General features: G+C 51.1%; 9 protein-coding genes and 1 pseudogene. 7 read left to right on the top strand and 3 right to left on the bottom strand.

All coding sequences use genetic code 11. The annotated features are described in order from the left end of the window. The coding region (gene ybbP / locus ACUU1M_RS15765) for a putative ABC transporter permease subunit YbbP (protein WP_449144688.1) at positions 1-2,104 on the top strand (2,104 nt) is incomplete at its 5' end. A 217-nt stretch (positions 2,105-2,321) separates the two neighbouring features. On the opposite strand, the gene dinQ is transcribed toward ybbP, so the two are convergent. The 3 genes from dinQ to allS form a co-directional block, all read right to left on the bottom strand. After that, a complete protein-coding gene (gene dinQ / locus ACUU1M_RS15770; protein ID WP_001308457.1) occupies positions 2,322-2,477 on the bottom strand; it encodes a damage-inducible type I toxin DinQ in 156 nt (51 codons plus the stop codon). 338 nt (positions 2,478-2,815) lie between these two features. Further along, entirely contained in the window at positions 2,816-3,910 is a 1,095-nt protein-coding gene (gene mnmH, locus ACUU1M_RS15775) for a tRNA 2-selenouridine(34) synthase MnmH (RefSeq protein ID WP_001158007.1), read from the bottom strand. A 68-nt stretch (positions 3,911-3,978) separates the two neighbouring features. Then, a complete protein-coding gene (gene allS / locus ACUU1M_RS15780; protein WP_000460142.1) occupies positions 3,979-4,905 on the bottom strand; it encodes an HTH-type transcriptional activator AllS in 927 nt (308 codons plus the stop codon). Positions 4,906-5,134: 229 nt separating this feature from the next. Between allS and allA the strand changes: the two genes are divergently transcribed. The 6 genes and pseudogenes from allA to ACUU1M_RS15810 form a co-directional block, all read left to right on the top strand. After that, complete coding sequence (allA, locus tag ACUU1M_RS15785) at positions 5,135-5,617, top strand: ureidoglycolate lyase (protein ID WP_000776388.1); 483 nt, start codon at positions 5,135-5,137, stop codon at positions 5,615-5,617. Between the two features lie 77 nt (positions 5,618-5,694). After that, positions 5,695-6,510, top strand: coding sequence for an HTH-type transcriptional repressor AllR (gene allR / locus ACUU1M_RS15790; RefSeq protein ID WP_000141275.1), 816 nt, complete (start codon positions 5,695-5,697; stop codon positions 6,508-6,510). Positions 6,511-6,599: 89 nt separating this feature from the next. Beyond that, positions 6,600-8,380 (top strand): annotated as a pseudogene (gcl, locus tag ACUU1M_RS15795) (glyoxylate carboligase). A 12-nt stretch (positions 8,381-8,392) separates the two neighbouring features. Next, positions 8,393-9,169 carry a hydroxypyruvate isomerase gene (hyi, locus tag ACUU1M_RS15800; RefSeq protein WP_134799740.1) on the top strand — a complete coding sequence of 259 codons (777 nt, stop codon included), beginning with the start codon at positions 8,393-8,395 and terminating at the stop codon, positions 9,167-9,169. Between the two features lie 99 nt (positions 9,170-9,268). Then, the gene (gene glxR, locus ACUU1M_RS15805; RefSeq protein WP_000765835.1) at positions 9,269-10,147 is read left to right on the top strand and encodes a 2-hydroxy-3-oxopropionate reductase; all 879 of its coding nucleotides are present in this window, start codon (positions 9,269-9,271) and stop codon (positions 10,145-10,147) included. Between the two features lie 163 nt (positions 10,148-10,310). Beyond that, positions 10,311-11,143, top strand: an 833-nt coding sequence (locus ACUU1M_RS15810; protein WP_449144689.1) for a cytosine permease, incomplete at its 3' end; no start/stop codon positions are given.

Here is an 11,143-nt window from a genome sequence, read left to right on the forward strand (position 1 = left end):
TATCTACCCGATGTATGGCGATCTGCAAACTAATCCCCCTGGCCTGAAACCGCAGGCGGGCAGCGTATTGCTGGCCCCACGCCTGATGGCACTGCTTAACCTGAAAACGGGCGACACCATTGACGTGGGCGATGCCACCTTGCGGATTGCCGGAGAAGTGATTCAGGAACCGGATTCCGGTTTTAACCCCTTCCAGATGGCTCCGCGTCTGATGATGAATCTGGCGGATGTCGATAAAACCGGAGCCGTGCAGCCGGGGAGTCGGGTCACCTGGCGTTATAAATTCGGCGGCAACGAGAACCAGCTCGACGGCTATGATAAATGGTTGTTACCTCAGCTTAAACCCGAACAACGCTGGTACGGTCTGGAACAGGACGAAGGCGCGCTGGGGCGATCGATGGAACGCTCGCAACAGTTCCTGCTGCTTTCGGCGCTTCTGACCTTGCTGCTGGCAGTGGCAGCGGTGGCGGTAGCGATGAATCATTACTGTCGCAGTCGCTACGATCTGGTGGCGATCCTCAAAACGCTGGGGGCAGGGCGAGCGCAACTGCGTAAGCTAATCGTCGGTCAGTGGTTGATGGTGCTGACGCTTTCAGCCGTTACCGGTGGGGCCATAGGCCTGTTGTTCGAAAACGTGTTGATGGTGCTGCTCAAGCCCGTTCTGCCTGCTGCACTACCGCCAGCCAGCCTCTGGCCGTGGCTGTGGGCGCTTGGCACCATGACGGTCATCTCGCTGCTGGTGGGGCTACGACCATACCGCTTGTTGCTGGCAACGCAGCCTTTACGCGTATTACGTAATGATGTGGTCGCGAACGTCTGGCCGCTGAAGTTTTATCTGCCGATTGTCAGTGTGGTGGTTGTGCTGCTGCTCGCCGGATTAATGGGTGGCAGCATGCTGCTTTGGGCGGTGCTGGCGGGCGCGGTAGTACTGGCTTTGCTGTGCGGTGTGCTGGGCTGGATGCTGCTGAATGTACTTCGCCGCATGACGCTGAAATCGCTGCCTCTGCGCCTGGCGGTTAGCCGCCTGTTACGTCAGCCGTGGTCAACGTTAAGCCAGCTTTCGGCATTTTCGCTCTCCTTTATGCTGCTGGCACTGCTGCTGGTGCTGCGTGGCGATCTGCTCGACCGCTGGCAGCAGCAGCTACCGCCAGAAAGCCCGAACTACTTTTTAATTAACATCGCCACAGAACAGGTAGCACCGCTAAAAGCGTTCCTCGCGGAACATCATATAGTCCCGGAATCATTTTATCCGGTAGTGCGGGCGCGGCTGACGGCGATTAACGATAAGCCGACAGAAGGTAATGAAGATGAGGTGCTTAATCGCGAACTCAATCTTACCTGGCAAAATACGCGGCCCGATCATAATCCGATTGTCGCCGGTAACTGGCCGCCAAAAGCCGATGAAGTGTCGATGGAAGAGGGGCTGGCGAAACGCTTAAACGTTGCCCTCGGTGATACCGTGACTTTTATGGGCGATACCCAGGAGTTCCGCGCTAAAGTGACCAGCCTGCGCAAAGTGGACTGGGAAAGTCTGCGGCCTAATTTCTATTTTATTTTCCCTGAAGGGGCATTAGACGGGCAACTGCAGAGCTGGCTTACCAGTTTCCGCTGGGAGAATGGCAACGGCATGTTGACGCAACTCAACCGCCAGTTCCCGACCATTAGCCTGTTAGACATTGGCGCGATTTTAAAACAGGTCGGTCAGGTGCTGGAGCAGGTAAGTCGGGCGCTGGAGGTGATGGTGGTGCTGGTCACCGCCTGCGGTATGTTGCTGTTGCTGGCACAGGTGCAGGTGGGAATGCGCCAGCGTCATCAGGAGCTGGTGGTATGGCGCACACTCGGTGCGGGGAAAAAACTGCTGCGCACGACATTGTGGTGTGAGTTCGCCATGCTTGGGTTTGTTTCCGGCCTGGTGGCCGCAATTGGTGCGGAAACGGCACTGGCAGTGTTGCAGGCGAAAGTGTTTGATTTCCCGTGGGAGCCAGACTGGCGATTGTGGATTGTTCTGCCGTGCAGCGGTGCGCTGCTGCTGTCGCTTTTCGGCGGCTGGCTGGGTGCGCGACTGGTTAAGGGTAAGGCGCTGTTCAGGCAGTTTGTGGGGTGATGACAGGTGTTAGATTGCCTGATGCGCTACGCTTATCAGGCCTACGAAGAGCGTGCAATATATTGATTTTGCAAGATTGTGTAGGCCGGATAAGGCGTTTACGCCGCATCTGGCATGAACAGTGTGCATTTTGGCAATAAATATGAAACCAACTGTCATGTCGGTTTTTTTAAAGGCCGAAGGAGGTAAACCTTCGGCCTTAGCTACGTTTCCTCAGTTATTCAATAAACTGACGGATCAGTTCCAGCAGCGCGATTAGCGCCTTAAGAACGATGAGAACTTTATCGAGAAAAGTTTTCATCCGTTGCTCCCTTAAGGGAGAAAGACAATCACAGCTTACCCTTACGTTGCCTGTAACTATGATTTTCTTCATGTGCTAGATGAGGACTGCCTCTCTCCAAATTAGAGCACCAGAATCAGCACCACCTGTATCCTGACCAGGACTTAAAAGTACTTTTCCGCACTGCGGTAATCCCTTGAGGCAGTATCACTACTAGCGTCGGGATTGTATCGCCAACATAGCTGTTTGAATATGTAGGCATCCTGACTTATAATTCACTTGCTAGATGAGGACTGTTTAATTTCTGCCCGGAACCACCAAGTCTTGGGCAGAAAAAATAAAAAAACCGACTGTCATGTCGGTTTTTTATATCTGTATTCTGGTGCAACCATTTTGTTCTCACGACAATCGCCGTTTCAGAATACCGCCCATCACTGCGCCTTAACCCATACCGCCACTTCCGCCCACTCACCGCGAAAGACAACTTTTTCCGCTTTTTTCTCAAGCTGATAGCGATACATTGGGTCGTAATATTCTTTAAGTAACGGCACCAGCCAGGCCAGATGACCGTCGGTGCTGCCGGTGGTGAGTTGCGTTGTCAGCGCCGTATCCAGCTGGGCAGCGAGTTCGTTATAGCGCTGTAACCCCAGCCGACGCTTAATCGCCGAAAGTCCGTGATGCAGGTATTCGCAATATTCCTGCCAGCCCTGTTCGTCGCCATAAGCGTGGGTAAAATCATGATGCATACGCAAGAAATACTCTTCATTCAGGCGTTCAAGACGGATCTCAAACGGATCTTCTACCACCGCAATCGCCGCCTGAGTCATTCGCTCGCGCAGACATTCCGGTAGGTGATTCGAACCGATCATCCGGCTTTCATCTTCCAGCACCCACAGGCGCAAATCCTGACGGGCGTCGGTTTTTAGCATTTCGGCAGCCAGCAGGTTTTCAAAACTCGCCTGGCTAAGTTGTGGTTGTAACGTGCGACCAAACGCCGAACCGCGATGACGCGCCAGCCCTTCCAGATCAACACCGTTTGGCTGTTGTTGCACTAATAGCGTTTTACCGCTGCCGGTACAACCGCCAATCAGCACTATCGGTTTTTGTGCCAGTTCAATGGTCGCCTGAATCGCGGTCTGGCGCAGTGCCTTATAACCGCCTTCCACCAGCGGATAATCAATCCCCGCTTCATGCAGCCAGCGTTGCACAATATGTGAACGTTGACCGCCACGGGCGCAGCAGAGAATACCTTGCGGATTTTGCAGGCACGCTGCCCGCCAGGCGTACATACGCTGCTGACGAATTTCACCCGCCACCAGTTTATGCCCCAGCGCCAGCGCTGCGTCTGAGCCTTGCTGTTTATAGCAGGTGCCAACGGCGGCGCGTTCATCGTTATTCATTAACGGCAGATTGATAGCGGCGGGCATTGCGCCTTGCTCAAACTCGATAGGGGCGCGAACATCAATAATGGGCGTATCAGCAATCAGCAGGGCACGATAGTCCTGTTCCGTGTGTCTCTCTTGCATAGTTAAAAGTGAACCTCAAATCAGCTTGCGCGCTATTTTACGCGCCAACGCGCAAGGAAACTTGATTTTTAACTGCGTGGGTTGCCGAAAATTTCTAAAAATCCGCTGATTTCCGGCCTGTGTTGGGTAAACAAGGTCACAATATCTTCTACCGCTTTGCCGCTGCCAAATTTGCGCCATGCCAGACTCAATGGCGAAGGAGGGCGCATCGTTGGGATTACCCGGCTGACCAGTTGTTGATTATCGATCATTGACTGGCAAAGTGATTTTGGCAAAAAACCAATGCCAACACCCGCCAGATGGGCGGCGATTTTCGTTTCCATATCGGGAACAATAATCTCTTTTTGCCCCGGCAATCGCCAGGCGACGCGTTTGGTTAAGGTGCGGGCGCTGTCTTCAATATTGACCGCCGGAAAGCGACGCAACTGCGCTTCTGTTAGCGGCTCTTCAACGTTCGCCAGCGGATGATCCGCCGCCATGACAAATCGCCATTGCACCGATCCTAAGGGATCAAGACTAAAGGTATTTGCCAGCGCCTCAGTTCCCGTGACCCCGATAGCCAGCGAAAAACCTTCGTACAATAGCGAGTCCCAGACGCCCATATAGATTTGTCGGGAGATGTGAAACTGGGTAAAGGGGTAACGCTCATTCAGCCACGCCAGCAACTGGGCGACGGCCTGGGGGTTATAGAGCAGGTTGTTGATGACAATATTCACCTGGCGTTCCACGCCATCATTCACCTGTTGCAGCTCGCTGGGCATACTTTCCAGCCAGCTCAGCCAGTCTCTGGCCTGGGAAAGTAGATGCTCGCCAGCCGCTGTCAACGTTACGCTACGAGTCGTACGGAAAAACAGCGCTACTCCGGTATTCTCTTCCAGAAGTTTAATGCGATAACTGATCGTCGCCGTGGTTTTACATAATCGTTCTGCCGCTTTTGAAAAACTTCCTGTTTCAGCGACCGCAATGAAAGTCCGCAAGGTTTCTGGATCGAACATCTTCAGGTATCCCCTTTTAAATCCGCAAGTTGCGTGATTTTCTTATCCTCTGATTTATCAGTATTTTTACATGATAACCCTGTTCAATTTGTGGACTAAATCTAGTTTTGGAAAAACATTCCAACTTTTGTATTGATGTTGTTCTCTTAAGGTTTTAGATTGCCTGTTATTGAAACCAAGCTGACCGGTCGGCGGTGGTTGAACGGAATTATGTTACAAGGACAAAAAGATGAAACTTCAGGTATTACCGTTAAGTCAGGAAGCCTTTAGTGCTTATGGCGACGTAATCGAAACGCAGCAACGGGATTTTTTCCATATTAACAATGGCCTGGTGGAGCGTTACCACGATTTGGCGCTGGTTGAGATTCTTGAGCAAGACCGTACGCTTATCAGCATTAACCGCGCGCAACCGGCGAATCTGCCGCTGACCATTCACGAACTCGAACGTCATCCGCTGGGCACTCAGGCCTTTATCCCAATGAAAGGTGAAGTGTTTGTGGTGGTCGTGGCGTTAGGCGACGACAAACCAGACCTGTCAACGCTGCGGGCGTTTATCACCAACGGTGAACAGGGGGTGAATTACCATCGTAACGTCTGGCATCACCCACTTTTCGCCTGGCAGCGCGTCACCGATTTTCTGACCATCGATCGCGGCGGCAGTGACAACTGTGATGTTGAAAGTATTCCTGAACAGGAACTCTGTTTTGCGTGACGCCTGCAACCGACTTGCATAAGATAAACTAATTGTTCATTGTTTATGCTCACTTGTAGGTCGGAGTTAACGTAGGTATGACGGAAGTTAGACGGCGCGGCAGGCCAGGACAGGCGGAGCCTGTGGCACAGAAGGGCGCACAGGCGTTAGAGCGGGGAATTGCGATTCTGCAATATCTGGAAAAAAGTGGGGGAAGTTCGTCGGTTAGCGATATTTCTCTCAATCTGGATTTGCCGCTCTCCACGACCTTTCGCTTGCTGAAGGTTTTACAAGCAGCGGATTTTGTCTATCAGGACAGTCAATTAGGCTGGTGGCATATAGGATTAGGTGTCTTTAACGTCGGTGCGGCGTACATCCATAACCGCGATGTCCTCTCCGTCGCCGGGCCGTTTATGCGCCGCCTGATGTTACTTTCCGGCGAAACAGTCAATGTCGCGATCCGTAACGGCAATGAAGCGGTATTAATTGGTCAGTTAGAGTGTAAATCGATGGTCAGGATGTGTGCGCCACTGGGCAGTCGTCTGCCGCTGCATGCTTCCGGTGCGGGCAAAGCGCTGCTTTATCCGCTGGCGGAAGAGGAGTTGATGAGCATCATTCTGCAAACCGGTTTGCAGCAGTTTACGCCAACTACGCTTGTGGATATGCCCACCTTGCTGAAGGACCTGGAACAAGCGCGTGAACTGGGCTATACCGTAGATAAAGAAGAGCATGTTGTAGGTCTGAATTGCATAGCTTCAGCAATTTACGATGATGTCGGTAGCGTTGTTGCCGCTATCTCCATCTCCGGGCCTTCATCAAGACTGACAGAAGATCGTTTTGTCAGTCAGGGTGAGCTGGTCAGAGACACCGCCCGCGATATCAGCACGGCGTTGGGACTGAAAGCACATCCATAGTGTCTGTCGCATCCCGCTCTGCGGAGCGGGTTTTTTTGACAAAATTTAAAAGTTGGAAAATTTTCCCAATTAATAGAGGTAGGAATAAAATGGCAAAAATGAGAGCCGTTGACGCGGCAATGTATGTGCTGGAGAAAGAAGGTATCACCACCGCCTTCGGCGTTCCGGGAGCTGCAATTAATCCGTTCTACTCAGCGATGCGTAAGCACGGCGGTATTCGTCACATTCTGGCGCGTCATGTGGAAGGTGTTTCGCACATGGCGGAAGGTTATACCCGCGCAACGGCAGGGAATATCGGCGTATGTCTGGGGACTTCCGGTCCTGCGGGCACGGACATGATCACCGCGCTCTATTCCGCTTCTGCTGATTCCATTCCTATTCTGTGCATTACCGGCCAGGCACCGCGCGCCCGTCTGCATAAAGAAGATTTTCAGGCCGTAGATATTGAAGCAATTGCTAAACCGGTCAGCAAAATGGCGGTTACAGTTCGTGAAGCGGCGCTGGTGCCTCGCGTGCTGCAACAGGCATTTCACCTGATGCGTTCTGGTCGTCCGGGTCCGGTACTGGTGGATTTACCGTTCGACGTTCAGGTTGCGGAAATCGAGTTTGATCCTGACATGTACGAACCGCTGCCGGTCTACAAACCTGCTGCCAGCCGTATGCAGATCGAAAAAGCTGTAGAAATGTTAATCCAGGCCGAACGTCCGGTGATTGTTGCCGGGGGCGGGGTAATCAATGCTGACGCAGCTGCACTGTTACAACAGTTTGCTGAACTGACCAGCGTTCCGGTGATCCCAACGCTGATGGGCTGGGGCTGTATCCCGGACGATCATGAACTGATGGCCGGGATGGTCGGTCTGCAAACCGCGCATCGTTACGGTAACGCAACGTTGCTGGCGTCCGACATGGTGTTTGGTATCGGTAACCGTTTTGCTAACCGTCATACCGGTTCGGTAGAGAAATACACCGAAGGGCGCAAAATCGTTCATATTGATATTGAGCCGACGCAAATTGGTCGCGTGCTGTGTCCGGATCTCGCATTGTCTCTGATGCTAAAGCGGCGCTGACACTGCTGGTTGAAGTGGCGCAGGAGATGCAAAAAGCGGGTCGTCTGCCGTGTCGTAAAGAATGGGTCGCCGACTGCCAGCAGCGTAAACGCACTTTGCTGCGCAAAACCCACTTCGACAACGTGCCGGTGAAACCGCAGCGCGTGTATGAAGAGATGAACAAAGCCTTTGGTCGCGATGTTTGTTATGTCACCACTATTGGTCTGTCACAAATCGCTGCGGCACAAATGCTGCATGTCTTTAAAGAACGCCACTGGATCAACTGTGGTCAGGCTGGTCCGTTAGGCTGGACGATTCCGGCGGCGCTGGGGGTTTGTGCCGCTGATCCGAAACGCAATGTGGTGGCGATTTCTGGCGACTTTGACTTCCAGTTCCTGATTGAAGAGTTAGCCGTTGGCGCGCAGTTCAACATTCCGTACATCCATGTGCTGGTGAATAACGCCTATCTCGGCCTGATTCGTCAGTCACAACGCGCTTTTGACATGGACTACTGCGTGCAACTCGCTTTCGAGAATATCAACTCCAGTGAAGTGAATGGCTACGGTGTTGACCACGTAAAAGTAGCGGAAGGTTTAGGTTGTAAAGCTATTCGGGTCTTCAAACCGGAAGATATTGCGCCAGCCTTTGAACAGGCGAAAGCCTTAATGGCGCAATATCGGGTACCGGTAGTCGTGGAAGTTATTCTCGAGCGTGTGACCAATATTTCGATGGGCAGCGAACTGGATAACGTCATGGAATTTGAAGATATCGCCGATAACGCAGCGGATGCACCGACTGAAACCTGCTTCATGCACTATGAATAAGGGAGATAAATGATGTTACGTTTCTCTGCTAATTTATCGATGTTATTTGGTGAATATGATTTTCTCGCCCGTTTTGAGAAAGCTGCGCAGTGTGGTTTTCGCGGCGTTGAATTTATGTTTCCTTATGACTACGACATTGAAGAATTAAAACAGGTACTGGCGAGTAATAAACTCGAACATACGCTGCACAATTTACCGGCAGGTGACTGGGCGGCGGGCGAGCGCGGTATTGCCTGTATTCCTAGCCGTGAAGAAGAGTTTCGGGATGGCGTAGCAGCAGCGATTCGTTATGCCCGTGCGCTGGGTAATAAAAAAATTAACTGTCTGGTCGGTAAAACGCCGGCTAGTTTCAGCAGTGAACAGATTCACGCAACGCTTGTAGAAAACCTGCGTTATGCCGCGAATATGCTGATGAAAGAAGATATTTTATTACTGATTGAACCTATTAACCATTTTGATATTCCTGGTTTCCATCTCACCGGAACTCGGCAGGCGCTGAAATTGATTGATGATGTTGGTTGCTGCAATTTGAAAATTCAGTATGACATTTATCACATGCAGCGGATGGAAGGTGAATTAACCAACACCATGACTCAGTGGGCCGATAAAATTGGTCACCTGCAAATTGCTGATAATCCGCATCGCGGCGAACCGGGAACCGGAGAAATTAATTACGAATATCTCTTTACGGTAATTGAAAACTCTGACTACAACGGTTGGGTTGGGTGTGAATATAAACCCCAAACCACCACGGAAGCTGGTTTACGCTGGATGGATCCGTACCGTTAAAACGTAACGCTATTCAGACAATGCTTTTTTAGGCCGCTGAGTTGGCAGGGGATCGTGTTGTCTGAATTCAGGAAAAGCGAAATTTAAAAGAGGTTAATTATGAAACTGGGATTTATTGGCTTAGGCATTATGGGTACACCGATGGCCATTAATCTGGCGCGTGCCGGTCATCAATTACATGTCACGACCATTGGACCGGTTGCTGATGAATTACTGTCACTGGGTGCCGTCAGTGTTGAAACTGCTCGCCAGGTAACGGAAGCATCGGACATCATTTTTATTATGGTGCTGGACACACCTCAGGTTGAAGAAGTTCTGTTCGGTGAAAATGGTTGTACCAAAGCCTCGCTGAAGGGCAAAACCATTGTTGATATGAGCTCCATTTCCCCGATTGAAACTAAGCGTTTCGCTCGTCAGGTGAATGAACTGGGCGGCGATTATCTCGATGCGCCAGTCTCCGGCGGTGAAATCGGTGCGCGTGAAGGGACGTTGTCGATTATGGTTGGCGGTGATGAAGCGGTATTTGAACGTGTTAAACCGCTGTTTGAACTGCTCGGTAAAAATATCACCCTCGTGGGCGGTAACGGCGATGGTCAAACCTGCAAAGTGGCAAATCAGATTATTGTGGCGCTCAATATTGAAGCGGTTTCTGAAGCCCTGCTATTTGCTTCAAAAGCCGGTGCGGACCCGGTACGTGTGCGCCAGGCGCTGATGGGCGGCTTTGCTTCCTCACGTATTCTGGAAGTTCACGGTGAGCGCATGATTAAACGCACCTTTAATCCGGGCTTCAAAATCGCTCTGCACCAGAAAGATCTCAACCTGGCACTGCAAAGTGCGAAAGCACTTGCGCTGAACCTGCCAAACACTGCGACCTGCCAGGAGTTATTTAATACCTGTTCGGCAAACGGTGGCAGCCAGTTGGATTACTCTGCGTTAGTGCAGGCGCTGGAATTAATGGCTAACCATAAACTGGCCTGATACCCGCAATAAAAATGGCCGATATCAGAAAATGAATCGGCCAGCAATATTAAAAAAGAAAGCAGCCAAAGATGTTGCTTCAGTATTAATAATAATATTTTTATTTGTTCCTCATAGCTAGATTAAAACAACGTTATTCGACACGTGAAATTAAGAGGGATTTATGGAACATCAGAGAAAACTATTCCAGCAACGCGGCTATAGCGAAGATCTATTGCCGAAAACGCAAAGCCAGCAGACCTGGAAAACATTTAACTATTTTACCTTATGGATGGGTTCGGTTCATAACGTTCCCAATTATGTGATGGTCGGCGGCTTTTTTATTCTCGGCTTGTCTACCTTTAGTATTATGCTGGCAATTATCCTCAGCGCCTTTTTCATTGCCGCGGTAATGGTATTAAACGGCGCTGCGGGCAGTAAATACGGCGTACCGTTTGCCATGATCCTGTGTGCTTCTTACGGCGTACGTGGCGCACTGTTTCCCGGATTATTAAGAGGCGGTATTGCTGCCATTATGTGGTTTTGCCTGCAATGTTACGCGGGGTCACTGGCCTGCTTGATTCTGATTGGCAAAATCTGGCCGGGATTTTTAACTCTCGGTGGTGATTTCACGCTGTTAGGGCTTTCTCTACCGGGCTTAATTACTTTCTTACTCTTCTGGCTGGTCAACGTTGGTATAGGTTTTGGCGGTGGCAAAGTTTTAAATAAATTCACAGCCATTCTTAACCCGTGCATCTATATCGTTTTCGGCGGTATGGCGATTTGGGCGATTTCGCTGGTCGGGCTCGGTCCAATCTTTGACTACATTCCGAGCGGTATTCAGAAAGCAGAAAACAGTGGCTTCCTGTTCCTGGTGGTGATAAACGCGGTAGTTGCGGTCTGGGCGGCACCGGCGGTGAGCGCATCCGACTTTACGCAAAACGCCCACTCGTTTCGTGAGCAAGCGCTGGGGCAAACGCTGGGTTTAGTTGTGGCCTATATTCTGTTTGCGGTCGC

It is taken from the genome of Shigella sp. SIG6, from assembly GCF_053555815.1.

Excerpts from the sequence above, each read along its gene's own strand:
- dinQ (WP_001308457.1), bottom strand. The coding sequence starts at position 2,477 with ATGAAGAAAATCATAGTTACAGGCAACGTAAGGGTAAGCTGTGATTGT.
- mnmH (WP_001158007.1), bottom strand. The coding sequence starts at position 3,910 with ATGCAAGAGAGACACACGGAACAGGACTATCGTGCCCTGCTGATTGCT.
- allS (WP_000460142.1), bottom strand. The coding sequence starts at position 4,905 with ATGTTCGATCCAGAAACCTTGCGGACTTTCATTGCGGTCGCTGAAACA.
- allA (WP_000776388.1), top strand. The coding sequence starts at position 5,135 with ATGAAACTTCAGGTATTACCGTTAAGTCAGGAAGCCTTTAGTGCTTAT.
- allR (WP_000141275.1), top strand. The coding sequence starts at position 5,695 with ATGACGGAAGTTAGACGGCGCGGCAGGCCAGGACAGGCGGAGCCTGTG.
- hyi (WP_134799740.1), top strand. The coding sequence starts at position 8,393 with ATGTTACGTTTCTCTGCTAATTTATCGATGTTATTTGGTGAATATGAT.
- glxR (WP_000765835.1), top strand. The coding sequence starts at position 9,269 with ATGAAACTGGGATTTATTGGCTTAGGCATTATGGGTACACCGATGGCC.